This is a genomic window from Streptomyces sp. NPDC045022 (assembly GCF_056432605.1).
On sequence record NZ_JBWKIR010000004.1, the window covers coordinates 222,550 to 248,151 of the forward strand.

Consider the following 25,602-nt stretch of genomic DNA (forward strand, 5'->3'; position numbering starts at 1 on the left):
TGGGCCTCCTACGCCGCGACGAGGTATGAGAAGACGGACTCCAGGGACTCGTCGGACGGCGAGACCGTGTGCAGCCGGATGCCGTGGTCCCTGGCGACCTTCGGCAGCAGGGCGGTGAAGCGGCGGAAGTCGACGGCCTGGATGCGCAGCGCGCCCTCGGTCTGGTCGACCTCGATGCCGGCCGTGGAGGGGTCGGCGATCAGCGCGGCCGCGAGGGCACGGTCGTCGCTGGAGCGCACGAGGTAGCGGTGCGGGCGGTCGGTCATCAGGCGGCGGATCCTGCGGAAGTCACCACTGGCCGCGTGCCGTCCGGCGACGACCACCTCGATGTGCCGGGCGAGCTGCTCGACCTCCTCGAGGATGTGCGAGGAGAACAGCACCGTGCGGCCCTCGTCGCCCATCGTCCGCAACAGCGCCATGAGCTGCATGCGCTGGCGCGGGTCCATGCCGTTGAACGGCTCGTCGAGCAGCAGCAGGGACGGGTCGTGGACCAGCGCGGATGCCATCTTCACCCGCTGCCGCATGCCCTTGGAGTACGTGGCGATCTTCCGGTCCTGCGCGTACTCCATCTCGACCGTGGCGAGGGCGCGACCGGCCGCCTTGGCGCCGAGACCGTGCAACTCGGCGTTGGCGAGGACGAATTCGCGGCCGGTGAGGAAGTCGTACATCGCCTCCCGCTCGGGGACGATGCCGATGTGCCGGTAGATGGCGTCGTTGCGCCACACCGGCTGCCCGTCGAGGGTGACCGTGCCGGTGGAGGGGGCGAGGAAGCCGCCCATCATGTTGATCAGCGTGGACTTTCCGGCGCCGTTGGGGCCGAGCAGTCCGGTGACCCCGGGGCCGATGGTCATGGTGATGTCGTTGACGGCGACCACGTTGCCGAACCAGCGGGAGACGTGGTCGATGGTGAGAGTGCTCATGGGCGCAGCCCATTCCTTGGACGGGTGGTGGCGGGCGACGGGCTGGGCGTGGTCACAGTCCCACCTTCTGGTAGCGGCGGATCAGGAGGCCGTAGCAGGCCGCGATCAGGCCCAGGACGAACAGGACGTACACCGCGCCCTCGCCGCTGGACGGGCCGACCCCACCGGGGAAGGCGGAGCTGCCGCCGAGGAAGGCGGACTGCACGCCGTCGATCAGCGTGACGGGCGAGAACAGGCCGATCCACGGGACCGCGCTGCCGCTGCCCTGGGCGTCCGCGATGGCCTGGAGGGTGGAGACCGCGCCGTAGGAGATCGTCATCACGGCGATCACGGCGGCGATGCCGAAGCCGCGGCGCGGAGTGACGGCGGCGATGACCAGGCCGATGCCGGCGAAGAGCAGTGAGAGCAGAGCCACGGAGACCAGTCCCTGGGCGAATTCCTTGGTCTGGTGGGCGAAGCCCATCTTGGCGAGCAGCGAACCCGCGTACATCACCAGCAGCGGGACACCGGTGAGCACGAACAGGGCCGAGGTGAGCGCCGCGAACTTCGCACGCACGTAGTCGGCCGTCTCGATGGGCCGCGAGAAGTACAGCGGTACGGTTTTGAAGCGCAGGTCGCGGGAGACGGACTGGGGTGCCTGCGCGGCGACATACAGACTGATCACGGCCTGCATGATGATCGCGTAACGGGTGTAGGACACCGGCAGTTCGTGTGCCTTGGTGGCGACCGCGACGGCCACCATGATGGCGGCGGGCACGCACATCACCGCGAACAGCAGCATCGGCAGCACCTTGGACTTCGCCGAGCGGCCGAGACCGTAGGCGCCGCGCAGGGACTGCGAGTAGAGCGAGAGGCGGGCGTAGGCGCGGCCCAGGCGGGGGCCGTCGTAGCCGCGGTAGCCGATGTCGTGGATGCGGGTCTGGTCGCCGGTGGGCGTCGCCAGGGGATGCTCAACCGCCATGGCCGACGGCCTCCTTCCGCTGCTCGTCGTTGCTGGTGAACACCTCGGAGATGTGGTGCCGGCGCTGCTCCATGCGCACCAGGCCGAGGCCGAGGTCGGCCACCACGTCCCGGACGAGGTCGTACGTCCGGTCGCCGTCGGCGGTCAGCAGCAGGATGTGTCCGGCGCCGGGCAGTCCGCCCGCCTCGGCGTGGGTGTCGACCCCGCGCGCGTGGAGCGCCTCGCGGACCGCGCGGGTGCCGTCGGGATGGGTGTCGCTGTCGGTGACCTCGATCGCGAGGGTGGTCGTGGTCTGCGTGAAGTCGGTGGTGGAGCTGGAGCGCAGCAGCTTGCCGCCGTCGACGACGACGACGTGGTCGCAGGTGCGCTCCAGCTCGCCGAGCAGGTGGGAGGTGACCAGGACCGAGATGCCGAAGTCGGTGTGGATGCGGCGGATCAGGCTCAGCATCTCGTCGCGGCCGACCGGGTCGAGGCCGTTGGTCGGCTCGTCCAGGAAGACCAGCTGCGGGTCGTGCACCAGTGCCTGGGCCAGCTTCACCCGCTGTTTCATGCCGGTCGAGTAGCCGCCGATGGGGCGGTAGCGCTCCTCGTACAGGCCGACGTGGCGCAGGGTGTCCGCGGTGCGCTCGCGCGCGGCGGTGGGCGGCAGGCCGGACATGCGCGCCATGTGGACGACGAACTCGGTGGCCGAGACGTCCGGCGGCAGACAGTCGTGCTCCGGCATGTACCCGACACGCTCACGGATGGCGGCGCCCTTGGTGGCGACGTCGAGGCCGAGCACCTCGGCGCGGCCCTCCGTGGCGGGGGACAGACCCAGCAGGATCTTGATCAGGGTGGACTTGCCGGCGCCGTTGGCTCCGACGAGTCCGGTCACACCGGGTCCGATGTCCACGGACAGCCGGTCGAGCGCGGTCACCCGGGGGAACCGCTTGCTCAGGCTTTCGGTCGCGATCACAGTCACGGCTACGACGGTAGTGATCCGGACCACGCCGGTCGTCAGACCTCAGAGCCGTCTTCGCGTCAGACTCGAGTAGTACGGGGCCCTAAGGGATCCCCTGCCCGAGCGGTACCGGCGGCCCGCTCACCGTGCTTTGTCCACAGCCTTCGCCCTCGTCTATTGACGCCGCCTCTAACAACTGTCACATTCACCAGTGTCAAGTTACGGACACGTACCGCAGTCGACGGGACGGGGCGGCATGACGACGGCAGTGAGCAGCGGACTCTCCCTGGAGCTGCGGGGATTCAGGCGGGTGCAGCGCCTCGCCTATGAGTGCGCGGAGGCGGTCGCGGCACGGCTGGAGCCGGGCGTGACCGAGCGCGAGGCGGCTCGGATGCAGCGGGAGTGGCTGCGCGAGCACGGGGTGCGGGACTGGTTCCACCTGCCCTTCGCCTGGTTCGGGGACCGCACGGCGTTCGTGAACTTCCGCATCCCGCTGCAGTTCTTCCCCACCGACCGCGCACTGGAGCCCGGGATGCCGTTCATCCTGGACATGGCCCCGGTGTACGAGGGATACACGTCGGACATCGGCTACTCGGGCTCGCTCGGCGTGAACCCGGTGCAGGACCGGCTGATGGCCGATCTGGAGGCGCACCGGGAGCTGATCCTGCGCGAGGTGCGCGAGCGGCGCCCGCTGCGGGAGATCTACGAGGACGTGGACCGGCTCATGGTCCGCCAGGGCTACGCCAACCGGCACCGTGCCTACCCCTTCGGGGTGATCGCCCACAAGGTGGACCGGGTGAAGCAGCGCCGCTGGTCACCCCACCTGTTCGGATTCGGCACACAGTCCCTGAAGGGCCTGGCCGCCGACGCGCTGCACGGCCACCGCGAGGGCTGGTCGCCGCTCTGGTCGCCGTACCGCTTCTCCGACCACCCCCCGCGGCCGGGCCTGTGGGCCGTCGAACCGCACCTCGGCTTCCGGGGTACGGGCGCGAAGTTCGAGGAGATCCTCGTGGTCACCGACTCCCGGGACCCCGCGGAGAGCGCGTTCTGGCTGGACGACGATCTGCCGCACGTGCGGCGCTGGGCGGAGGAAAAGTGACGCTGGAAGGTGCGCGGGAGCGCTGGGTGCGGACCGGCGGGGTCGAGTTGTGCGTGGCCGAGCTGGGCGACCCGGAGCAGCCGACGGTAGTACTGGTGCACGGCTACCCGGACAGCAAGGAGGTGTGGTCGGAGGTCGCCGCCCGTCTGGCGAACCGCTTCCACGTGGTCCTCTACGACGTCCGGGGCCACGGCCGCTCCACGGCCCCCCAGCCACTGCGCGGCGGCTTCACGCTCGCCAAGCTGACCGATGACTTCCTGGCGGTCGTGAACGAGGTCAGCCCGGACCGGCCGGTGCACCTGGTCGGACACGACTGGGGCTCGGTGCAGTCGTGGGAGTTCGTCACCGTCGGCCGCACGGAGGGCCGTATCGCGTCGTTCACCTCCATGTCCGGACCCTCCCTGGACCACTTCGGGCACTGGATCAACGCGCGCGTGAAGCGTCCGACGCCCCGCCGGGTCGGGCAACTCCTCGGCCAGGGAGCCAAGTCCTGGTACGTCTACCTGCTGCACACTCCCGTCCTGCCGGAGCTGGCCTGGCGCGGGCCGCTCGGCAAGCGCTGGCCGAAGATCCTGGAGCGGGTCGAGCGGGTTCCCGGTGGGGACTACCCGACGTCCTCACTGCCGTCCGACGCGGCGCACGGCGCCTGGCTGTACCGGGACAACGTCCGCGCACGGCTGCGCAGGCCGCGCCCGGACGCCTACGCACACGTGCCCGTGCAGCTGATCACACCCCAGGGGGACGCGTTCCTCTCCGAGCGGCTCTATGACGATCTGGACCAGTGGGCGCCGCGGCTGATCCGCCGCACCCTCCCGGCCAAGCACTGGATCCCGCGCACCCGGCCCGACCAACTGACGGCCTGGATCGAGGAATTCATCATGGCCGTGGAGGGCGGCCGTCCCGCGCCGAAGGCCACCGGCCGCCATGCCGACCGGTTCGGCGGACAGTTGGTACTGGTCACCGGCGCGGGAAGCGGTATCGGACGGGCGACGGCGTTCGCGTTCGCGGAGGCCGGTGCGCGCGTGGTGGCCGTCGACCGCGACACCGAGGCCGCGACCCGCACCGCCGAGCTGTCCCGGCTGGCCGGTGCTCCCGCGGCCTGGGCCGAGACGGCCGACGTCTCCGACGAGCAGGCCATGGAGAAGCTCGCGGAGAAGGTCCACCGCGAGTACGGCGTACTGGATGTGCTGGTCAACAACGCGGGGATCGGCCTGTCGGGCTCCTTCTTCGCCACGACGGCCGACGACTGGCGCAAGGTCCTGGACGTTAATCTCTGGGGCGTCATCCATGGCTGCCGGCTCTTCGGGGCGCGCATGGCCGGGCGCGGACAGGGCGGCCACATCGTCAACATCGCGTCCGCGGCGGCGTACCAGCCCTCCCGTGCGCTTCCGGCCTACAGCACCTCCAAGGCGGCCGTGCTGATGCTCTCCGAGTGCCTGCGCGCCGAACTCGCCGGCCAGGGCATCGGGGTGAGCGCGATCTGCCCCGGCTTCGTCAACACCAACATCACCTCCACGGCCCGCTTCGCCGGCGTCGACGCGGCCGAGGAGCGGCGTCGCCAGAAGAGCAGTGCCCGCCTGTACGGCATGCGCAACTACCCGCCGGAGAAGGTGGCCGAGGCGATCCTGGACGCGGTGACCCGTAACAGCGCGGTGGTGCCGGTGACCCCCGAAGCGCGCGGCGCCCACCTCATGTCCCGCTTCCTGCCGGGGGTGTTGCGGCGGATGGCGCGGGTGGAGCCGAGGTTGTGAGGGTGCCGCTCGAGCCGTGGGCTGCCGTGCCCGGGTAGCTGGCAAAGCGGCACCCCGCCGGCGCGGGCGGGCGGCCTCCCCCGACGAGCCCCGACCCCTCCACCAGCCAAGGAACCCGGCCATGCCCGACCCCCCGGCCCAGAACGCCTACCGCATCGAAGACCTGGCCCACCAGACCCGCACCACCGTACGAACCATCCGCGCCTACCAGGACCGCGGCCTCCTCCCCCGCCCCGAACGCCAAGGCCGGGCCAACCTCTACTCACCGGCGCACGTCACCCGGCTCCACCAGATCGCCCACCTCCTCGACCGCGGCTACACCCTCGCCTCGATCAGGGAACTCCTGGACGCCTGGGACACCGGCCGCGGCCTGGGCGGTGTCCTGGGCCTGGTGGCCGAGGTGGACGGCCCCTGGACGGACGAGCAGCCCGACCGCATCACCCGTGCCGAACTGAACGCCCGCTTCGGAGGTGAGCCGGACGAGGACGCCGTGACCGAGGCGGTCGAACTCGGCGTACTGGAGCGGGTCGTCGGCGACCCCGACACCTTCCTGGTACCGAGCCCTCAAGAACTGGCGGTGGCGGCGGAGTTGTACGCCGCCGGGGCCCCGCTGACCGCGATCTCGGGTCATTTGCGGGAGTTGAGAGGGCAGGTGGAGCACATCGCCGCCCGTTTCCTGGAGTTCACCGCCGAGTACGTCTTCGCCCGCTACCTCGACGGTCCCGAGCAGCGCACGGACGCACACGCGGCAGAAGCGGCCTCGCTCGTTCGCCGGCTGCGCCCTCTCGCTCAGCAGACCGTTGACGCCGAACTGGCCCGTGCCATGCGTGTGTTCGCCGATCGCCATCTCCGCGCACACCTGGGCGCCGGGGAGCCGGCACAGGCGCGTCCCGACGTCCGTGCCGTCCCGCTTCCCGCAGAGACGATCGATGCCGTGGAAAGCCTCGTTGGCCGCGAACACACTGCCGAGTTCGTCGCACTGGCAACCGAACGCGAGGTGCTGGCAAGGAGCTTGGACGCACTCGCCTCACCCACCGCAGAGTCAGCCGATGTTCGCGAATCACCCTGAAATGAGGCCTGGTTGTCCACAATCTCGTGAACTGGCCTGTGGATAACCGCACTTGCTTGTGGATCAAACCTGCGGACAAAAACAACCTGCGTGATTCACGTCTCTGCCGCACGCTTGACGCATGGATGAAAGACGCACCGTCAAGGTGTCGAAATACCTCTCCAGACATCTGCGACACCAACCGGAGCGCATCGGGCTCACTCTGGACCGGGGCGGCTGGGCGGAGATCGACGCGCTGATCGCCGCGGCCGGTGCCCACGGCTTCCGGTTCACCCGCGAGGAACTGGACCACGTGGTGGCCACCAATGACAAACAGCGCTTCGTGATCGAGGGCACCAGGATCCGCGCCGTCCAGGGCCACAGCCTCGAGGTCGACCTCGGCCTGCCCCCGGCGATCCCGCCGCCGTACCTCTATCACGGGACCGTCGCCCGCAGCGTGGACGCGATCCGGGCCGATGGCCTCAAGCCCATGAACCGGCACGACGTCCATCTCTCGGCCGACCGGGAGACCGCCACCCGTGTCGGCGGCCGCCGTGGCCGGCCCGTCGTGCTCACCGTCGACGCCGGCGCCATGCACCGCGACGGCCACGTGTTCCACGTCAGCACCAACGGAGTCTGGCTGACGAAGGCGGTACCACCCCGCTACCTGCGGTTTCCCGGCCCCCGTTGACCTCGGGGCTCAACACGTGGCCGAGCAGGTCCGGCCTATGGCCGAGCAGCCGCGAGACGTGGCTGAGCAGGTGCGTACGGTGACCGTTTCGCCCGCTGTCGACGAGGCCGCTTACCCTCGGACGCATGAGTCTGCGTCTGAGCACCGTGATCCTGCCGTACCGCCGCTGGAGCGAAGGCGGCCGTTCGGCCTGGGTGCGGGCCGAGCAGCTCGGCTTCCACACCGCGTACAGCTACGACCACCTGTCCTGGCGCAGCTTCCGTGACGGCCCGTGGTTCGGCGCGATCCCGACGCTGACCGCCGCCGCGGCCGTCACCGACCGGCTGCGTCTCGGCACGCTGGTCACCTCGCCGAACTTCCGGCACCCGGTGACGCTCGCCAAGGAGCTGATCTCCCTCGACGACATCTCCGGCGGCCGGGTCACCCTGGGCATCGGCGCGGGCGGCACCGGGTTCGACGCGACCGCCCTCGGTCAGGAGCCGTGGAGCCCCCGAGAGCGTGCCGACCGGTTCGCCGAGTTCGTGCCCCTCCTCGACCGGCTGCTCACCGAGGACGCGGTGTCGCACGAGGGCCGGTTCTACTCGGCGCACGAGGCGCGGAACATCCCGGGTTGTGTGCAGCGGCCCCGGCTGCCGTTCGCGGTGGCGGCCACCGGCCCGCGGGGCCTCAAGCTCGCCGCGCGGTACGGCCAGGCGTGGGTGACCACCGGCGACCCGAAGCTGTACGAGAGCGGTACCCCTGAGCAGTCCGTCGAGGCCCTGCGCGGACAGGTCGGCAAGCTGTCCGAGGCGTGCGCGGCCGCCGGCCGGGACGTGGCGGATCTGGACAAGGTCCTGCTCACCGGCTTCACCCCGGACCGCGGCCGGCCACTCGGGTCCCTGGACGCCTTCGTGGACTTCGCCGGCCGGCACCAGGAGCTGGGCTTCACCGAGATCGTGATCCACTGGCCCATCCCGGACTCCGACTTCGCCGCCGACCAGAAGGTCTTCGAGCAGATCGCCATGGAGACCACCTCCCAACTGGGCTGACGCGCGGCTCCGTCGAGCGGCTCCCACCTGGGCCGGCGCGTATGGGCGTCATCCGTTTCCAGCACATTGAGCGTCATCTGTGTCTCATCTGTGCGGAGTCCCGCACGGTCGTGCGGGCATATGCGCGAGAATGACCGGGTGACTTCAGCGACCAGACAGCCCGGGACCCCTGCCGCCGCCACACCCGCGCGGCTGATCGCCACCGACCTCGACGGCACTCTGCTGCGCGACGACAAGTCGGTCTCCCCCCGGACGGTCGCCGCGCTGGCCGCCGCGGAGGAAGCGGGCATCGAGGTCTTCTTCGTCACCGGCCGCCCGGCCCGCTGGATGGACGTCGTCAGTGACCACGTCCACGGCCACGGTCTGGCGATCTGCGGCAACGGCGCCGCCGTGGTCGACCTGCACGGCGGTCCCGGCACCCACCGCTTCGTGAAGGTGCGCGAGCTGGCCCGGGAGAACGCCCTGGACGCCGTACGGCTGCTGCGCGAGGCGGCACCCGGCACGGTGTTCGCGGTCGAGCAGACGTACGGCTTCCACCAGGAGCCGGACTATCCCAAGCTGCACATGGAGATACCCGACCATCTCCTGCCCGCCGAGAAACTCCTCGGGCCCGACGGGCCGGACGCCGACCAGCCCGTGCTCAAGATCCTCGCCTACCACCCCGCCCTCGACCCCGACGCCTTCCTCACCCTCGCCCGCCTGGCGATCGGCGACCACGCCAACGTCACCCGCTCCAGCCCCAGCGCCCTGCTGGAACTCAGCGGACCCGGCGTCTCCAAGGCCAGCACCCTCGCCCTGTGCTGCGCCGAGCGCGGTATCTCCCACGAGGAGGTCGTGGCCTTCGGGGACATGCCCAACGACGTCGAGATGCTGACCTGGGCCGGCCAGTCGTACGCGATGGGCAACGCCCACCCGGACGCCCTCGCCGCCGCGTCGGGCCGTACGGTCGCCAACAACGAGGACGGCGTGGCGGTCGTGATCGAGCAACTGCTCGCGACCCGCGGCTAGACGCCCGAGGGCTGGAGACCGAACGGCACGGCGGCCTCGTCGATCTCCGGCAGCACCCGCGTGCGCCGCCGCGGCCCCTGCCGGATGCCCCGGTGGCCAGGGGCGGCCGTCAGCCCGGCTGCGTCACCGCACCCCCACGAGTGACTCCGCCTCCGCCTCGCGCCGTGCCATGGTCCGCAGCGGCCCGTCCACCGCGACCAGCTCGGCGTAGCGGCCCCGCTGCACCACTCGGCCCGCATCGAGCACGATCACCTCGTCGACCGCTTCCAGACCGGCGAGCCGATGGGTGATGAGCAACGTCGTACGCCCCTCCGTGGCAGCCAGCAGATCGGCGGTCAGCGCGTCGGCCGTCGCCAGATCCAGGTGCTCGGCGGGCTCGTCGAGCACCAGGACCGGGAAGTCGGCCAGCAGCGCTCGGGCCAACGCCAGCCGCTGCCGCTGACCACCGGACAGCCGGGCACCGTGCTCGCCCACGAGCGTGTCCAGCCCGTCGGGCAGCCCCTCCACCCAGTCCAGCAACCGGGCCCGGGCCAGCGCCCGGCGCAGATCGGCCTCGGTGGCGTCCTTGCGGGCCAGCAGCAGGTTCTCGCGCACCGAGCTGTCGAAGAGATGCGCGTCCTGCGCACACAGTCCGACGAGCCGTCGCACGTCGTCGCCGGCCAGCGCACACGCGTCCACACCGGCGAGCGTGTACGAGCCCGCCCGCGCGTCGAGGAAGCGCAACAGCACCTGCGCCAGCGTCGTCTTGCCGGCACCGGACGCCCCGACCACGGCGATCCGGCGCCCCTGCTCCAGAGTGAGATCCAAGCCGGCCAGCGCTTCGCCCCGCTGCCCCTCGTACCGCGCGGTCAGCTGCTTGACCACCAGCGGGAACGGCGAGGCGGGTGCCTGCCGGGGCCGCTCGGGCTCGCGTACGGGCTCCGGGGCGTCCAGGACCTCGCACACACGCTCCGCGCTCCGCCGCACCCGCTGCCGGTACCGCACGGCGAGCGGCAGCCCCAGTACGGCCTCGAAGGTGGCCAGCGGTGTGAGGACGACCACCGCCATCGCCACGCCGTCGAGCCGGCCGGCCGCCACCGCCTGGGTGCCGAGCAAGGCGCCGGCCGTGACGGTCAGGCCGGAGACCAGCGCGGTGAGCCCGTCTCCGAGCGCGGTGACGGCAGCGGCGCGCGAGGCGATGCGGGTGAGGGTGCCATCAGCCCGCCGGGCCGCGTCCGTGCGGGCGGGCAGCGCACCGGCGACGGTCAGTTCGGCGGTGCCGGTGAGCAGGTCGGTCACGCGGGTCGCGAGCACTCCTCGTGCGGGTGCCAGACGCCGCTCGGACCGCCGGGCGGCGGTCGCGGTCACCAGCGGGACGCCGACGCCCGCCGCCAGGAGGCCGGCCGCCAGGGCGGCCCCGGCCTCGGGCAGCAGCCAGGCCGTGAAGCCGACGGAGGCGGCGGAGACGAGCACGGCGACACCGGCGGGCAGCAGCCAGCGCAGCCAGTAGTCCTGCAGCGCGTCCACGTCCGCGACCAGTCGGGTGAGCAGGTCCCCGCGGCGGGCGGTGCGCAGTCCGGCGGGTGCGAGGCGTTCCAGGCGGCGGTAGACCGCGACCCGGGTGTCGGCCAGCATCCGCAGCACGGCGTCGTGCGACACGAGCCGTTCGGCGTACCGGAAGACGGCCCGCCCGATCCCGAAAGCCCGTGTCGCCGTCACGGCCACCATCAGATACAGCACCGGCGGCTGCTGCGAGGCGCGCGAGATGAGCCAGCCGGAGGTGGCCATCAGCCCGACGGCACTGCCGAGCGCCAGACCGCCGAGGATGAGCGCGAGAACGAGCCGTCCACGCCGGGCCCCGGCAAGCCCCCGGACCCGGGCCAGTACGCCCCGGCCCCGCACCGGGATCCGCACCGCCGTCTCACTCCCAGGCCGACGGGCCTCAACCCCTTCCGGTCCACTTTCCGGCGGACCGAGCCGGGGGGCGGATGGGCGAGGGCGGGCGTCCAGGGTGCGCAGCCCCTCGGTGGGCCGGGCATCCCGCCGGTGCGTGACGCCCTCCGCGCTTCCCAGCCGCACCACCCGGTCCGCCACCTCCAGCAGGGCCGGCCGATGCACCACCAGCAGCACCGTGCGGCCCACCGCCAGCCGCCGCACCGCCGCCACGACCTCCGCCTCCGTCGCCCCGTCCAGGGCGGCCGTCGGCTCGTCGAGCAGCAGCACCGGCCGGTCCGCCAGAAAGGCCCGGGCGAGGGCGAGCCGCTGCCGCTGTCCGGCCGACAGACCCGCCCCGTCCTCCCCGAGCACCGTGTCGGCGCCCTCGGGCAGCGCGTCCACGAACTCCAGCGCACCCGCGTCCCGCAGTGCCCGGCGTACCGCGCCCTCGTCCGCGCCGGGCCGGGCCAACCGCACGTTCGCCGCGATGGTCCCGGCGTACAGGTGCGGCCACTGCGGCACCCATGCGATCCGCGACCGCCACTCCTCCAGGTCGACGCCGGCGAGATCGGCTCCTCCGATCCGTACCCGGCCCTCGGCGGGCCGTACGAACCCCAGCAGCACGTTGAGCAGCGTCGACTTGCCCACACCGCTCGGCCCGATCAGCGCTACGGTCTCGCCGGGCTCGACACGGAAGGTCACATCGGTCACCGCGTCCCCCGAGCGGCCGGGGTAGCGCACGGTAACTTCTTCGAAGGCCACCGCACCCTCGGGTACCGCGCCGGAACCGGACGCCGGAACCGGCGTCTCCAGCACGGTGAAGATCTCCTCCGCGGCGGCGAGCCCCTCGGCCGCCGCGTGGTACTGCGCGCCCACCTGCCGCAGCGGCAGATAGGCCTCGGGCGCCAGCACCAGGATCACCAGGGCGATGGAGAGGTCCATGTCGCCGTGCACGAGCCGCATGCCGATCGTCACGGCGACCAGCGCGACCGACAGCGTGGCAAGCAGTTCCAGCGCGAAGGAGGAGAGGAAGGCGATCCGCAAGGTACGCAGGGTTGCCTGGCGGTACTCACCGGTGATCCGGCGGATGGATTCGGCCTGCGCCTTGGCCCGGCCGAACACCTTCAGCGTGGGCAGGCCCGCGACGACATCCAGAAAGTGACCGGACAGCCGGGACAGCAACCGCCACTGACGGTCCATCCGGGACTGGGTCGCCCAGCCGATCAGCATCATGAAGAGCGGGATGAGCGGCAGGGTGCCGACGATGATCACCGCCGATACCCAGTCCTCGGTGACGATCCGCGCCAGCACCGCCACCGGGACGACCATCGCCAGCCCCAACTGCGGGAGGTAGCGCGAGAAATAGTCGTCCAGCGCGTCCACGCCGCGTGTGGCCAGGGTGACCAGCGAGCCGGTCCGCTGCCCACTCAGCCAGCCGGGACCGAGCGCAGCCGCACGATCGAGGAGCCGCCCCCGTAGTTCCGACTTCACCGCCGCGCTCGCCCGGTGGGCGGCGAGTTCGGTGAGCCACGCGACAACCGACCGCCCCACGGCCACGGCCGCCAGCATCAGCAGCGGATCGCGCAGTTCAGTGACCGACTGCCCCTGCTGGAACGCTCCGACGACGACCTCGGCGATGAGCATCGCCTGGGCGATGACAAGCCCAGCACCGACGGCACCCAGACCGATGACCGCCACGAGGAAGAGGCGGGTGGCGCGGGCATACCGCAGAAGGCGTGGATCGATTGGTTTCACGTGGAACATGCCCTTCGGTCCAGAGGGGGTGTTTCACGTGAAACACCCCCTCGGCGGACTCAGTGCGAGGCGCCGACGGCAGGGTCGGGCGAGATGTGCTGCGTGCCGATCCGCTTGCGGAACACCCAGTAGGTCCAGCCCTGGTAGAGCAGGACGATCGGTGTGGCGATCGCCGCGCACCAGGTCATGATCTTCAGGGTGTACGGGCTCGACGACGCGTTGGTGACCGTCAGGCTCCAGTCCCCGTTGAGCGTGGACGGCATGACGTTCGGGAAGAGCGACAGGAAGAGCGTTGCCACAGCGGCCACGATGGTGACGCCGGACAGCGCGAACGCCCATCCCTCCCGCCCGATCTGGTTGGCCATGAGGGCGGCGACCAGGGCGGCGACCGCCACGATCAGAGCCACCAGGCTCTTGCCGTCGCCGCTGTGAGCCTGCGTCCACAGCAGGAAGGCGAGCGCCACGACGGCCGCGACGAGGCCGACCCACCGGGCCAGCTTCCGTGCCCGGACCCTGATGTCCCCGACGGTCTTGAGTGCGGTGAACACCGCTCCGTGGAAGGTGAACAGTGTGAGCGTCACCAGGCCGCCGAGCAGGGCGTAGGGGTTGAGCAGGTCCCAGACGTTGCCGACGTACTCGAAGTCCCGGTCGATCTTCACGCCCTGCACGATGTTCCCGAAGGCCACGCCCCACAGGAACGCCGGGAGCAGCGAGGTCCAGAAGATCGCCGTCTCCCAGTTGCGCTGCCAGTTCTCCTCGGGCCGCTTCGCCCGATATTCGAAGGCGACGCCCCGGACGATCAGGCAGACCAGGATGAGGAGCAGGGGCAGGTAGAAGCCGGAGAAGAGCGTGGCGTACCACTCCGGGAAGGCGGCGAAGGTCGCACCGCCCGCCGTGAGCAGCCACACTTCGTTGCCGTCCCAGACGGGTCCGATGGTGTTGATCAGCACCCGGCGCTCGGGCCGGTTGCGGGCCAGCAGCTTGGTGAGGATGCCGACTCCGAAGTCGAAGCCTTCCAGGAAGAAGTAGCCGGTCCACAGGACGGCGATCAGGACGAACCAGACGTCGTGAAGTTCCATGACTGTTCCCTCGGCCTAGTACGAGAAGGCCATCGGCTTGTCGGCGTCACGGGTGTCGCCGCCGATCTTCGTGGGCGGATTGAGGTCGGCCTCGGTCAGCTCGGGCGGGCCGGCCTTGACGTACTTGGTGAGCAGCTTGACCTCGACCACGGCGAGGATCGCGTACAGCGCGGTGAAGACGATCATCGAGGTGACGACCTCACCCTGCGAGACACCGGGGGAGACCGCGTCCCGGGTCTGCAGGACGCCGTAGACGACCCACGGCTGCCGGCCCATCTCGGTGAAGATCCAGCCCCAGGAGTTGGCGATCAAGGGGAAGGCCAGGGTCCATACAGCGACGCGCCAGTACCAGGTGGTGAGCTTGGGGCTGAGCGCCTTGCTCTTGAACAGCACCAGGTGCGGCACCTCGTCGTCGCCGACCCTCAGGTGCCGCGGCAACATGAACCTCTTGCGGGTCAGCCAGAGTCCGGCCAGGCCGATCCCGAAGGAGGCCATGCCGAAGCCGATCATCCAGCGGAAGCCCCAGAAGGCGACCGGGATGTTCGGCCGGTAGTCGCCCGGACCGAACTTGTGCTGCTCGGCCTTGTTGACGTCGTTGATGCCAGGAACGTACGAGGTGAAGTTGTCGTCGGCGAGGAAGGACAGCAGGCCCGGGATCTCGATGGCCACGGAGTTGTGGCCCTTCTCCACGTCGCCATAGGCGAAGATCGAGAACGGTGCCGGCTTCTGGCCGTCCCACAGCGCCTCGGCGGCCGCCATCTTCATCGGCTGCTGCTTGAACATGACCTTGCCGAGTACGTCACCGCTGACCGCGGTGAGCAGACCGGCGATGACCACGGTGACCAGACCGAGTCGCAGCGAGGTCTTCATCTCACGGATGTGCTTCTTGCGAGCCAGGTGGTAGGCGGCGATGCCCACCATGAAGGCGCCGCCGGTCAGGAAGGCCGCGGACAGGGTGTGGAAGGCCTGGCTGAGCGCGGTGTTCTGGGTCAGCACGGCCCAGAAGTCGGTCAGCTCGGCACGCCCCCTCGCCTTGTCGATCTTGTAGCCGACCGGGTGCTGCATCCAGGAGTTGGCCGCGAGGATGAAGTAGGCCGACAGGATCGTGCCGATCGACACCATCCAGATGCAGGCCAGATGGATCTTCTTGGGCAGCTTGTCCCAGCCGAAGATCCACAGACCGATGAACGTGGACTCGAAGAAGAACGCGATCAGGGCCTCGAAGGCGAGGGGGGCACCGAAGATGTCCCCGACGAAGCGTGAGTAGTCGGACCAGTTCATGCCGAACTGGAACTCCTGCACGATGCCGGTGACGACGCCCATCGCGATGTTGATCAGGAAGAGCTTGCCCCAGAACTTCGTCGCCCTGAGGTACTTCTCCCTCTCCGTACGAACCCAGGCCGTCTGCAGCCCGGCCGTGAGGGCGGCCAGGGAGATCGTCAGCGGGACGAACAGGAAGTGGTACACGGTGGTGATGCCGAACTGCCAGCGCGCCAGCGTCTCCGGCGCCAGAGCCAGGTCCACCTCGTCACTCTCCTAACTACGCCGTGATACAGCGGCGGTTTGCCCCTTTTGCTGCGCGCATACGGGAGCAATCGGGACGCGCTTGTGAACGCGTTCACATTCACAAGCCATTATGACGCACTGATTCTCGACAATCGAAGGGGGGTGCCCCCTTCGCCTTCGCGTCGGGGCCTTGGCAGCGACTTCAACGTCTTGTTGAATTGCGCGCCATGCAGATACGTATTTCCTGGCCTGCGGGCAACATCACCGCGACCCTCGACGGGGACACACCGACCACGCAGGCCCTCGTCAAGGCGCTGCCACTGACCTCCACCGCGCACACATGGGGCGAGGAGGTGTATTTCGACACAGGTGTGGCTGTTTCACGTGAAACGGATGCCCGGCAGGTCGTGGAGCCCGGGACGGTGGCCTTCTGGACGGACGGCGACGCGCTCGCCCTCCCGTACGGCCCCACGCCGATCTCACGGGGCGAGGAGTGCCGTCTGGCGAGCCCGTGCAACATCCTCGGAAGCCTGGATGGGGACGCCGCCACGCTGGCGACCGTACGGGACGGCGACCCCATCCGTGTGGAACTGATCGACGAGTAGAGCTACCGCTGGGCTAGAACTCCTTGCGGAACGCCTCCGCCACCTTCAGGAAGATGTCGTTCGCCTCGTTCTCCCCGACCGTCACCCGCACACCCTCGCCCGGGAACGGCCGGACCACCACACCGTGCGCCTCACAGGCCTGCGCGAACGCGACCGTACGCTCCCCCAGCCGCAGCCATACGAAGTTGGCCTGCGTCTCCGGCACCGTCCATCCCTGAGCACGCAGCGCGTCGACCACGCGCGTGCGCTCGCACACCAGCGAGCCGACCCGGCCCAGCAGCTCGTCCTCGGCCTGGAGCGAGGCGACCGCCGCGTCCTGCGCGAGCTGGCTCACCCCGAACGGAACCGCCGTCTTGCGCAGCGCCGCCGCCACCGGCTCATGGGCGATCGCGAACCCGATGCGCAGCCCCGCGAGCCCGTACGCCTTGGAGAAGGTCCGCAGCACGCAGACGTTGGGCCGCTCCCGGTACAGCTCGACGCCGTCGGGCACCTCGGGGTCGCGGATGAACTCCCGATAGGCCTCGTCCAGTACCACCAGCACATCACGGGGCACACGGTCGAGGAAGCGTTCCAGCTCGGCCCGCCGTACCACCGTGCCCGTCGGGTTGTTGGGGTTGCAGACGAAAATCAGACGCGTCCGGTCGGTGATCGCCTCCGCCATGGCGTCGAGGTCGTGCACATCGCCCGGCGTGAGCGGGACCTGCACCGACCGGGCGCCACTGATCTGCGTGATGATCGGGTACGCCTCGAAGGACCGCCAGGCGTAGATCACCTCGTCACCGGGGCCGCTGGTGGCCTGGATCAGCTGCTGCGCGACACCCACCGAGCCGGTACCGGTGGCCAGGTGGGAGAGCGGGACGCCGAAGCGCTCCGACAGCTCCTCCATGAGCCCACTGCATGCCATGTCCGGGTAACGGTTGAAGTTGCAGGCCGCCGCGGTCACGGTCTCCATCACACTGGGCAGCGGCGGATACGGGTTCTCGTTGGAGGACAGCTTGTAGGCGACCGGACCTCCGCCCGCGGCGGGCTTGCCCGGCTTGTAGGTGGGGATACCCTCCAGCTCGGTGCGCAGCTTGGGGCTCGTCTCGCTCACCGCAGTCCTCCTCGCGACCACCGGCGGACCGTCCACGCCGCCGGCTTCCAATACTGCTCACCTTATGAGGATTCGGCGCCGCTGAGTACAGGTGCGGGACGGGCAAGAGGTAAACCTCGTCAACCCCACTGGCATCAAGGGCATCACCACACGAAGGCGTGCGTTTCGGGGGCGCGCCGTACATATATCTATGCGCCGGTGGCTTGCGCCGTGGCGCGCATCCCCCATGCAGGTGAGTTGAGACCTCTTCGAGACATCGGGCACTTGGCAGGTCCATACGCGTTGACAAGTCACGTCTCGACATTCGACTGACCAACTGCCTTTGTTTCCAAGGTAGTTGAGGTGCTCTGACCATGCAGAAACGTGCCTGTCAACGCGTGCATATGCGTCCGCACTACCCCACCGCATGAGCCCTACTATCGGCTCGCCATGACAGCAGCAGGGAAGCACCAGGTGAGCCGCGCGGAAACCTCACGGCGAAGCAGCCGGCCGGGCCGGGCGGGCATCAGAGACGTGGCCGCCGCCGCCGGGGTCTCCATCACGACCGTCTCCGACGCCCTCAACGGCAAGGGCCGGCTCCCGGATGCCACCAGACGCCATGTCCGCGAGGTCGCCGACCGGCTGGGGTACCGCCCCTCGGCCGCCGCCCGCACCCTCCGTACCGGCAAGTCGGGGCTGATCGGCCTGACCGTGACGACGTACGGGGATGAACCTTTCACCTTCACCGAGTTCGCGTACTTCGCCGAGATGGCCCGGGCCGCCACCTCGGCCGCGCTCGCCCGCGGCTACGCCCTCGTCATCCTGCCCGCGACCTCCCGGCACGACGTGTGGTCCAACGTCGCCCTGGACGGCACGGTCGTCATCGACCCGTCCGACCACGACCCGGTCGTCAGCGAACTCGTCCGGCAGGGTCTGCCGGTCGTCTCCGACGGCCGCCCGGCCGGCTCGCTCCCGGTCACCGCCTGGGTCGACAACGACCACGAGGCCGCCGTACTCGGCATCCTCGACCATCTCGCCGAGGCCGGCGCCCGCCGCATCGGCCTGCTCACCGGCACGACGACGGACACGTACACGCATCTGTCGACCACCGCCTACCTGCGCTGGTGTGAGCGGGTCGGCCAGGACCCGGTCTACGAGGCCTACCCGGCGCACGATCCTTGCGCGGGCGCCGTCGCCGCAGACCGGCTGCTCGCCCGCCCCGACCGGCCCGACGCCGTCTACGGCCTGTTCGACCCGAACGGCACCGACCTGCTCGCCGCCGCCCGCCGCTACGGGCTCCGCGTCCCCGACGACCTGCTGCTGGTGTGCTGCAGCGAGTCCACGGTGTATGCCAGCACCGAGCCACCCATCACCACGCTCTCCCTGAAGCCGCGCCGCATCGGCACCGCCGTCGTCCAGCTGCTCATCGACGCCATCGAAGGCGTCGAGTCGGACCAGCCGGTCGAGCAAGTGATACCGACCGAGCTGATCGTGCGCACCTCCTCGCAGCGGCGTCCCCCGCGCACGACGGTCAGCCCGCCGCGGTCATCGGACGAGAAGTAACGCCCGGGGCAGTGCTCCACGCGGGAGCGCTCCCCCGAGCGGCAGTGCTCCGTAGGGGTGGTTCGGAAGCGAACCGGTGTCCGGGGACGGTATTGAGCCGGGGCGGGGGCCCGGCAAACGCAACCGCGGGCGCCCGACAGCCGACCGAACATCTGCCCAAACGGGGCGAAAGCCGCAGCGAACCGGAGTCTTGTTCCGATTCAGCACCCCTGGGTCATCACACGGCGCGACGCGCGTTCCTATGATGGGCCCACGACACCGCGGACCGCTGCGACCAGGCAGTCCGAAGCGGTGCAGATGCGGCGCGATGGTGGAGGGGTCTGATGACTCAGGGGGCCGGTCAGGGACCCGAGGTGGAGCGGACGGCGACACTGCGCGACTTCCGGGTGCCTGCGTACGTCCATGAGACCGGGCCGTACGTGCGCAGCGTCCACCCGGGCGACGCCGTCCCGCCCGTCGAGGAGGCGTACCCCGAGGGTTACACGCCCACCCAGCGCGACCTGCCCGTCATCAACCGCGGCGACACCGTCCAGGTACCCGTCGAACCGGCCCCCGCCGCCCCGGCGCCGCAGCCGGCGGCCGGCCCCGGACCGCTGTACGTCGTCGGTGACGTCCACGGATACCTCGACGAACTGATGGCCGCCCTGCGGGAGCAGGGGCTGATCGACGCCTCGGGTCAGTGGTGCGCCGGTACCGCCCGGCTGTGGTTCCTCGGCGACTTCACCGACCGTGGTCCGGACGGCATCGGCGTCATCGACCTGGTGATGCGGCTGTCCGCCGAGGCGGCCGCGGCCGGTGGCTACTGCAAGGCCCTCATGGGCAACCACGAGCTGCTGCTGCTCGGCGCCAAGCGGTTCGGCGACACCCCCGTCAACTCCGGCGCGGGCACCGCCACCTTCCAGGCGGCCTGGCTGCTCAACGGCGGCCAGAAGACCGACATGGACCGCCTCCAGGACCACCACCTGCAGTGGATGGCCCGCCTGGACGCCGTCGAGGAGGTCGACGGCTATCTGCTCATCCACTCCGACACCACCGCCTACCTCGACTACGGCGACTCGATCGAGGCGGTCAACGACACCGTCCGCGAGGCCCTGACCCGCAACGACGCCGACGAGGTCTGGGACCTGTTCCGCAAGTTCACCAAGCGCTTCTCCTTCCGCGACGAGGGCGGCTCCGACGCCGTACGCTCCCTCCTCGATACGTACGGCGGCACCCGGGTGGTTCACGGCCACAGCCCCATCCCCTACCTCCTGGGCGAGGTCGGCTCCGAGGACGGCGAGGAGGACAGCGGCCCGCTCGTCGAGGGACCGCACGTCTACGCCGACGGGCTCGCCATCGCCATGGACGGCGGAGTGACCATGGCCGGAAAACTACTGGTCCAGCAACTGCCTCTGGATAACTGACCGTTCCGCGGGCAGGCGTCCTCCGGCGGAGTTGGCGCAGACCGGAACGCAATTTCCGGCAATCCCCTGTCACCGTGTACCGCCACGGCTCTACCATCGGCTTATCCGTAGCAGGCTCCCCTCCGTTTCTGCCCGACGGCTCGCCGGCGTGCGAGCCCCAAGCCCTACGGAGCATCGGGGGATGCACATGAACAGCGTTCCGCAGTACCTGCAGAGCGAGGACCGTCAGGAATTCGAGCGGCTCCTCGACGAGGCGCTGCGCCCCTCAGCACACCGACCGGAACTGGCCGCTGTCGGACAGCGGCTCAACCCCGAACAACTGCGCACCATGGCGCTCAACGCCACCGCTCTGATCACCGCGGCCGCGGCGGCCGAGTACCAGCACTACGTGAAGGTCCGCGAGGAGCTGCGCCACCCGGTGCTGTCCGCCTCCTCGGCCACCGGCCACTCCGCGACCACGGCCCCGGACTCGGACTCGGCCACAGCCGGCCTCGCCGCCACCCTCGGTGGGGCCGCCGAGACCACCGGCGCGGGCGCCACCGCGGTCATCGCCGTGCTGGCTCCCGTCCTGTCCGGAACCGCAGCGGTGATCTTCCTGCTGGTCGGTTACATCCTGAGGATGCTGGACCCCCGGCAGTCCTTCGCTCAGACCATGCTCACCGTCGGCTGGGTGTTCGGCGCGGTGACCGCTGTCGCGATCCTCGTCGCCGCCGTCGGGTTGCTGCTCACCGCACTGCGGAACGGCAACTCGGCCCAGGCCGAGGCCCAGGCGCACGACGCGGCGCACCAGGAGCTGGCCAGGGCCAGAGAGGCCTGGCGGGACGCCCTCCTGGAGCGGGGCATCCTGCCGTTCCTGCGGGAGGCCCTCGCCGAGCCCGGGCCGGCGGCGGTGAACCGCACGAGCCCGCCGACCCCGACCGGCCGCATGCCGCGCCTGGGCTACGACCGCCCCGGCTTCAGCAGCCCCGACGACGGCACGGCCTCCGGCCACCCGAGCTTCACCAGCCCCGACTACTCGAGCCCGGACTTCGGGGGCCCCGAACATCAGCCGGAGTGAGGCCGCCTGCCTGTCCTCGGGGGACAGGCATCCCGGCCTGCCCCCCTCGTCACCTCTCAGTCGGCGATCGGCAGATACACCCGGTTGCCCGCGGCCGCGAACTCCTGCGACTTCTGGGCCATGCCCTGCTCGATCTCGGCCTGGCTGCCACCGTGTTCGCGACGGATGTCCTGCGAGATCTTCATGCTGCAGAACTTCGGCCCGCACATGGAGCAGAAGTGGGCTGTCTTGGCGGGCTCTGCCGGGAGCGTCTCGTCGTGGAACTCCCGTGCCGTGTCCGGGTCCAGAGCGAGGTTGAACTGATCCTCCCACCGGAACTCGAAGCGGGCGTCGGACAGCGCGTCGTCCCACTCCTGAGCGCCCGGGTGGCCCTTGGCGAGGTCGGCCGCGTGCGCGGCGATCTTGTAGGTGATGACGCCCGTCTTGACGTCGTCCCGGTTGGGCAGCCCCAGATGCTCCTTGGGCGTGACGTAGCAGAGCATCGCCGTGCCCCACCAGGCGATCATCGCCGCACCGATGCCGGAGGTGATGTGGTCGTACGCCGGCGCGACGTCGGTGGTCAGCGGACCGAGCGTATAGAACGGAGCTTCATCGCAGATCTCCTGCTGAAGGTCGATGTTCTCCTTGATCTTGTGCATCGGGACGTGTCCCGGGCCCTCGATCATGGTCTGTACGTTGAAACGCTTGGCGATCCGGTTGAGTTCCCCGAGCGTGCGCAACTCCGCGAACTGCGCCTGGTCGTTGGCGTCCGCGATCGAGCCCGGCCGCAGGCCGTCGCCCAGCGAGTACGTGACGTCGTAGGCGGCGAGGATCTCGCACAGCTCCTCGAAGTTCTCGTACAGGAACGATTCCTTGTGGTGCGCCAGGCACCAGGCGGCCATGATCGAACCGCCGCGCGAGACGATGCCGGTCTTGCGGTTGGCCGTCAGCGGCACGTAGGCGAGGCGCACTCCGGCATGGACCGTCATGTAGTCCACGCCCTGCTCGGCCTGCTCGATGACGGTGTCCTTGTAGATCTCCCAGGTCAGCTCCTCGGCCTTGCCGTCGACCTTCTCCAGGGCCTGGTAGAGCGGCACCGTGCCGATGGGCACGGGGGAGTTGCGCAACACCCATTCGCGGGTGGTGTGGATGTTGCGGCCGGTGGAGAGATCCATGACCGTGTCGGCACCCCAGCGGGTCGCCCACGTCATCTTCTCGACCTCCTCCTCGATGGAGGAGGTCACCGCGGAGTTGCCGATGTTGGCGTTCACCTTCACCAGGAACCGCTTGCCGATGATCATCGGCTCGATCTCCGGGTGGTTGACGTTCGCCGGCAGCACCGCCCGACCCGCCGCGATCTCCTCGCGGACCACTTCCGGCGACACGCTCTCACGGATGGCCACGTACTCCATCTCCGGGGTGATCTCGCCCTGGCGCGCGTACGCGAGCTGCGTCACCGCCTCGCCGTTGCGGCCCCGCCGCGGCTGGCGCGGGCGTCCGGGGAAGACCGCGTCCAGATTCCGCAGCCCGCCGCGCGGTGAGGTGTGCTTGATCCCGTCGTCCTCGGGACGGGCAGGACGGCCCGCGTATTCCTCGGTGTCACCGCGGGCGACGATCCAGTTCTCCCGCAGCGGCGGCAGGCCCCTGCGGACATCCGTGTCGATGAGTGGATCGGTGTACGGGCCCGAGGTGTCGTACAGCGTGACCGACTGCCCGTTGGTGAGGTGCACCTGACGAACCGGCACCCGCAGGTCGGGGCGCGATCCCTCGACGTACGCCTTGTGCCAGCCGATGGACTTCCCGGCCTCCTGGGACGTGTCGTCCTGAGCGGAGGCAGGCGTGCGTGCGTCCTTGTTGGTCATGAGACCTACTCCCTACGCCGGCATTACCCGGTAACAGGTTCGGCGGTCGACGCAGCGGATTCCGTCTGACGACGTTCCTTGTGGAATATCGCTCGTTCCACGTGAAACATCGCGTATACGGAGGTCAGCGCCCTCTCAGCCCGGTGCTCCGAGCTCCCGCGTGTGCAAAGGTGCCTCCACGCTAGCGTCATGTGTGGCGCGGTGAACAGTGGGCCCCCTGCCGTTCTTGCGATGATCGGGCGGTGACCAGGATGGAGCAGTACCCGCATCAGCCGCCCGGGCCGCGCCGCCGAGGCGCCTCAGCACCAGGTGGCGGACCGGGTGCCGTACGCGCCCATGACGGCCACGTGCCCGGCGCCGGACACGGCCAGGGAAACGGCTCCGGTGCGGGTGACGGACACGGCCACTCGCACGGCCACAGCCACAACCATGGACCCGCGGCGCCCGTCTCCAAGCACCTGCGCAAGGTCATCGCGGCGATCCTGATCCCGTTCACCGCGGCGGTCCTGGTCGGTCTGGTGGTGCTCTGGCCCGGGGGAGCGCCCTCGCACAAACGCACCGGCGTCGGCTTCGACCGGCAGACTCAGCAGGCCACGGTCACCAGGGTCGTCGAGGTGAGCTGCAAGTCGGTGAACGCCTCCGGCGGGACCCCGACCGGTGACACCTCCACCACCGAGGGCAATTCGGCGGTGCGGGAAACGGGCGGTGACTGCAAGAAGGCGACCGTCCGGGTCGACACCGGCAAGGACAAGGGCCGTACGTTCTCCGAGATCGTGCAACCGGACCAGTCGCGGCAACTGCACCAGGGCGAGAAGGTCGTGGTCGCCTACGAGCCCTCGGCCCCCAAGGACCTGCAGTACTCGGTGACCGATGCGAACCGCAAGTTGCCCATGGCGCTGCTCGCGGGGATCTTCGCACTCGCGGTCGTGGTGGTGGGCCGGCTGCGCGGGGTCATGGCGCTGATCGCGCTGGCCGTGAGCTTCCTGGTGCTGACGCTGTTCATCCTGCCCGCGATCCTGGAGGGATCGAATCCGCTGCTGGTGGCCGTCGTCGGGTCGAGTGCGATCATGCTCATCGCGCTCTACATGTGCCATGGGCTGTCGGCCCGTACATCCGTCGCGGTGCTCGGCACGTTGGTCTCCCTCCTGCTGATCGGCATCCTCGGTTCGGAGTTCATCGACTGGGCCGTTCTCACCGGAAACACGGACGACAACACCGGTCTGATCCATGGGCTGTATCCGTCGATCGACATGAGCGGTCTGCTGCTGGCCGGCGTCATCATCGGTTCGCTCGGTGTCCTGGACGATGTGACGGTGACGCAGACGTCGGCCGTCTGGGAGCTGCACGAGGCCAATCCGTCGATGGGCTGGCGCGGGCTGTACCGGGCGGGCATCCGCATCGGCCGCGACCACATCGCGTCCGTCGTCAACACGCTGGTCCTCGCCTACGCCGGTGCCGCGCTGCCGTTGCTGCTGCTGTTCTCGATCGCGCAGAGCAGCGTAGGGACCGTGGCCAACAGTGAACTGGTGGCCGAGGAGATCGTACGCACGCTGGTGGGATCGATCGGCCTGGTCGCCTCGGTCCCGGTCACCACCGCGCTCGCCGCGCTTGTGGTGTCGGCCGACCGACCCGGGCCGGATGCCGCCTCCACCGGGGAGCAGCGCCTTCCGGCCCGCGCCGGCCGGGGCCGCCGCCGCAAGCGGTGAGCCCGGCACGGCAGAGTGCCCGGGGTACCAGAGACCGTGCCACCTGGACCGTGCCCTGCGGATCTACGCAGAAGCGTTCCTGCACATTCCCGCACGGTACGACGGAGCACCCGCGCCCCGTACGCAACCCTTCAGCCGGCGCTCTGCTCCTCAGCCAGGATGCGGTCCAGGGCCTCATCGAGATGAGCGTCGAAATCGGCCAGCGCGCCCTCCTGGCCGAGCGGCACGAGCTTGTCCGTACGATCGAGGAAGGCCACGAGCGGCGGGGCCGACGAGCGGAACAGCGCCTGGTCGCTGCCGACCTGAAGCCGGATCAGCACCTCGCCCAGCACCTCCGTATCGGCGGGTGCGATGTGCACGTCCCCCTCTCCGCACGGTCGGCCGACCCCGTCGATCAGCAACTCCCGCCCGAAGGCCCAGGTCACCGGGGCGTCACCGGGCAGATGGAAGGTAAGTCGCACCGCATAGGGATCATCGGTCTCGTAGCGCAACTCCACCGGAATGCGGAAGGAGAGCTCCTCCGACACGAGAAAGCTCATCATGACTTCTGCCTGTACGGACTCGCGCATCGCCTACCCCGTCATATGACGTCGACTGGCCGGGATTGATCCCTCTGACCGTGGTCAAATCTTGCTTAACGTACATGAGAGATCAC

Annotated in this window: 20 protein-coding genes; 11 read left to right on the forward strand and 9 right to left on the reverse strand. The window is 69.8% G+C overall.

Annotated features, from left to right (window positions below; translation table 11 throughout):
* Positions 1-8 precede the first annotated feature (8 nt).
* Genes AC07C1_RS09870 through AC07C1_RS09880 form a run of 3 tightly spaced genes read right to left on the reverse strand, consistent with a single transcriptional unit; the run spans position 9 to position 2,836 of the window.
* A complete protein-coding gene (locus AC07C1_RS09870; RefSeq protein WP_478938103.1) occupies positions 9-920 on the reverse strand; it encodes an ABC transporter ATP-binding protein in 912 nt (303 codons plus the stop codon).
* Positions 921-972: 52 nt separating this feature from the next.
* The gene (locus tag AC07C1_RS09875) at positions 973-1,881 is read right to left on the reverse strand and encodes an ABC transporter permease subunit (protein WP_478938104.1); all 909 of its coding nucleotides are present in this window, start codon (positions 1,879-1,881) and stop codon (positions 973-975) included.
* Positions 1,871-2,836 carry an ABC transporter ATP-binding protein gene (locus tag AC07C1_RS09880; protein WP_478938412.1) on the reverse strand — a complete coding sequence of 322 codons (966 nt, stop codon included), beginning with the start codon at positions 2,834-2,836 and terminating at the stop codon, positions 1,871-1,873. The genes AC07C1_RS09875 and AC07C1_RS09880 overlap by 11 nt, the downstream gene beginning before the upstream one ends.
* Before the next feature lie 241 nt (positions 2,837-3,077).
* Here AC07C1_RS09880 and AC07C1_RS09885 point away from each other — a divergent pair, with 241 nt between their 5' ends.
* The 6 genes from AC07C1_RS09885 (at position 3,078) to AC07C1_RS09910 (ending at position 9,446) form a co-directional block, all read left to right on the forward strand.
* A complete protein-coding gene (locus AC07C1_RS09885; RefSeq protein WP_478938105.1) occupies positions 3,078-3,920 on the forward strand; it encodes a M24 family metallopeptidase in 843 nt (280 codons plus the stop codon).
* A complete protein-coding gene (locus AC07C1_RS09890) occupies positions 3,917-5,671 on the forward strand; it encodes an SDR family oxidoreductase (RefSeq protein ID WP_478938106.1) in 1,755 nt (584 codons plus the stop codon). Before AC07C1_RS09885 ends, AC07C1_RS09890 begins: the two co-directional genes overlap by 4 nt.
* A 121-nt stretch (positions 5,672-5,792) precedes the next feature.
* Positions 5,793-6,740 (forward strand): MerR family transcriptional regulator, encoded by a 948-nt coding sequence (locus tag AC07C1_RS09895; RefSeq protein ID WP_478938107.1) that lies wholly within the window; start codon positions 5,793-5,795, stop codon positions 6,738-6,740.
* Between the two features lie 121 nt (positions 6,741-6,861).
* Positions 6,862-7,410: an RNA 2'-phosphotransferase gene (locus AC07C1_RS09900; protein WP_478938109.1), complete on the forward strand. Its 549-nt coding sequence runs from the start codon at positions 6,862-6,864 to the stop codon at positions 7,408-7,410.
* Positions 7,411-7,535: 125 nt separating this feature from the next.
* Positions 7,536-8,438 (forward strand): LLM class flavin-dependent oxidoreductase, encoded by a 903-nt coding sequence (locus AC07C1_RS09905; RefSeq protein ID WP_478938111.1) that lies wholly within the window; start codon positions 7,536-7,538, stop codon positions 8,436-8,438.
* A 120-nt stretch (positions 8,439-8,558) separates the two neighbouring features.
* Entirely contained in the window at positions 8,559-9,446 is an 888-nt protein-coding gene (locus AC07C1_RS09910; protein ID WP_478938112.1) for an HAD-IIB family hydrolase, read from the forward strand.
* A 123-nt stretch (positions 9,447-9,569) separates the two neighbouring features.
* Here the strand turns inward: AC07C1_RS09910 and cydD are convergent, their stop codons facing one another.
* Genes cydD through AC07C1_RS09925 form a run of 3 tightly spaced genes read right to left on the reverse strand, consistent with a single transcriptional unit; the run spans position 9,570 to position 15,718 of the window.
* Positions 9,570-13,115, reverse strand: coding sequence for a thiol reductant ABC exporter subunit CydD (gene cydD / locus AC07C1_RS09915; protein ID WP_478938113.1), 3,546 nt, complete (start codon positions 13,113-13,115; stop codon positions 9,570-9,572).
* A gap of 59 nt (positions 13,116-13,174) precedes the next feature.
* Positions 13,175-14,194, reverse strand: coding sequence for a cytochrome d ubiquinol oxidase subunit II (cydB, locus tag AC07C1_RS09920; RefSeq protein ID WP_478938115.1), 1,020 nt, complete (start codon positions 14,192-14,194; stop codon positions 13,175-13,177).
* Between the two features lie 15 nt (positions 14,195-14,209).
* Positions 14,210-15,718 carry a cytochrome ubiquinol oxidase subunit I gene (locus tag AC07C1_RS09925; protein ID WP_478938116.1) on the reverse strand — a complete coding sequence of 503 codons (1,509 nt, stop codon included), beginning with the start codon at positions 15,716-15,718 and terminating at the stop codon, positions 14,210-14,212.
* Positions 15,719-15,927: 209 nt separating this feature from the next.
* Between AC07C1_RS09925 and AC07C1_RS09930 the strand changes: the two genes are divergently transcribed.
* On the forward strand, positions 15,928-16,305 hold the full coding sequence (locus AC07C1_RS09930) for a cyclophilin-like fold protein (protein WP_478938118.1): 378 nt from the start codon (positions 15,928-15,930) through the stop codon (positions 16,303-16,305).
* A gap of 13 nt (positions 16,306-16,318) precedes the next feature.
* Here the strand turns inward: AC07C1_RS09930 and hisC are convergent, their stop codons facing one another.
* Positions 16,319-17,398: a histidinol-phosphate transaminase gene (gene hisC / locus AC07C1_RS09935; RefSeq protein ID WP_478938119.1), complete on the reverse strand. Its 1,080-nt coding sequence runs from the start codon at positions 17,396-17,398 to the stop codon at positions 16,319-16,321.
* 429 nt (positions 17,399-17,827) lie between these two features.
* Between hisC and AC07C1_RS09940 the strand changes: the two genes are divergently transcribed.
* From AC07C1_RS09940 to AC07C1_RS09950, 3 genes are all read left to right on the forward strand, one after another.
* Positions 17,828-18,940, forward strand: a complete 1,113-nt coding sequence (locus AC07C1_RS09940) for a LacI family DNA-binding transcriptional regulator (protein ID WP_478938120.1) — start codon at positions 17,828-17,830, stop codon at positions 18,938-18,940.
* 323 nt (positions 18,941-19,263) lie between these two features.
* Positions 19,264-20,343, forward strand: a complete 1,080-nt coding sequence (locus AC07C1_RS09945) for a metallophosphoesterase (protein ID WP_478938122.1) — start codon at positions 19,264-19,266, stop codon at positions 20,341-20,343.
* 181 nt (positions 20,344-20,524) lie between these two features.
* The gene (locus AC07C1_RS09950) at positions 20,525-21,400 is read left to right on the forward strand and encodes a hypothetical protein (protein WP_478938124.1); all 876 of its coding nucleotides are present in this window, start codon (positions 20,525-20,527) and stop codon (positions 21,398-21,400) included.
* 56 nt (positions 21,401-21,456) lie between these two features.
* On the opposite strand, the gene thiC is transcribed toward AC07C1_RS09950, so the two are convergent.
* Positions 21,457-23,241 (reverse strand): phosphomethylpyrimidine synthase ThiC, encoded by a 1,785-nt coding sequence (gene thiC / locus AC07C1_RS09955; protein WP_478938126.1) that lies wholly within the window; start codon positions 23,239-23,241, stop codon positions 21,457-21,459.
* 251 nt (positions 23,242-23,492) lie between these two features.
* Here thiC and AC07C1_RS09960 point away from each other — a divergent pair, with 251 nt between their 5' ends.
* A complete protein-coding gene (locus tag AC07C1_RS09960; protein ID WP_478938413.1) occupies positions 23,493-24,947 on the forward strand; it encodes a YibE/F family protein in 1,455 nt (484 codons plus the stop codon).
* A 131-nt stretch (positions 24,948-25,078) separates the two neighbouring features.
* Here AC07C1_RS09960 and AC07C1_RS09965 read toward each other — a convergent pair whose 3' ends face one another.
* The gene (locus AC07C1_RS09965; RefSeq protein ID WP_478938129.1) at positions 25,079-25,516 is read right to left on the reverse strand and encodes an SsgA family sporulation/cell division regulator; all 438 of its coding nucleotides are present in this window, start codon (positions 25,514-25,516) and stop codon (positions 25,079-25,081) included.
* Positions 25,517-25,602 lie beyond the last annotated feature (86 nt).

Bases quoted from the DNA above. Each gene is read 5' to 3' on its own strand.
- AC07C1_RS09870 (WP_478938103.1), bottom strand. From the start codon at position 920: ATGAGCACTCTCACCATCGACCACGTCTCCCGCTGGTTCGGCAACGTG.
- AC07C1_RS09875 (WP_478938104.1), bottom strand. From the start codon at position 1,881: ATGGCGGTTGAGCATCCCCTGGCGACGCCCACCGGCGACCAGACCCGC.
- AC07C1_RS09885 (WP_478938105.1), top strand. From the start codon at position 3,078: ATGACGACGGCAGTGAGCAGCGGACTCTCCCTGGAGCTGCGGGGATTC.
- AC07C1_RS09895 (WP_478938107.1), top strand. From the start codon at position 5,793: ATGCCCGACCCCCCGGCCCAGAACGCCTACCGCATCGAAGACCTGGCC.
- AC07C1_RS09900 (WP_478938109.1), top strand. From the start codon at position 6,862: ATGGATGAAAGACGCACCGTCAAGGTGTCGAAATACCTCTCCAGACAT.
- AC07C1_RS09905 (WP_478938111.1), top strand. From the start codon at position 7,536: ATGAGTCTGCGTCTGAGCACCGTGATCCTGCCGTACCGCCGCTGGAGC.
- AC07C1_RS09910 (WP_478938112.1), top strand. From the start codon at position 8,559: ATGCGCGAGAATGACCGGGTGACTTCAGCGACCAGACAGCCCGGGACC.
- cydB (WP_478938115.1), bottom strand. From the start codon at position 14,194: ATGGAACTTCACGACGTCTGGTTCGTCCTGATCGCCGTCCTGTGGACC.
- AC07C1_RS09930 (WP_478938118.1), top strand. From the start codon at position 15,928: ATGCAGATACGTATTTCCTGGCCTGCGGGCAACATCACCGCGACCCTC.
- AC07C1_RS09940 (WP_478938120.1), top strand. From the start codon at position 17,828: ATGACAGCAGCAGGGAAGCACCAGGTGAGCCGCGCGGAAACCTCACGG.
- AC07C1_RS09945 (WP_478938122.1), top strand. From the start codon at position 19,264: ATGACTCAGGGGGCCGGTCAGGGACCCGAGGTGGAGCGGACGGCGACA.
- AC07C1_RS09950 (WP_478938124.1), top strand. From the start codon at position 20,525: ATGCACATGAACAGCGTTCCGCAGTACCTGCAGAGCGAGGACCGTCAG.
- thiC (WP_478938126.1), bottom strand. From the start codon at position 23,241: ATGACCAACAAGGACGCACGCACGCCTGCCTCCGCTCAGGACGACACG.
- AC07C1_RS09960 (WP_478938413.1), top strand. From the start codon at position 23,493: ATGGAGCAGTACCCGCATCAGCCGCCCGGGCCGCGCCGCCGAGGCGCC.
- AC07C1_RS09965 (WP_478938129.1), bottom strand. From the start codon at position 25,516: ATGCGCGAGTCCGTACAGGCAGAAGTCATGATGAGCTTTCTCGTGTCG.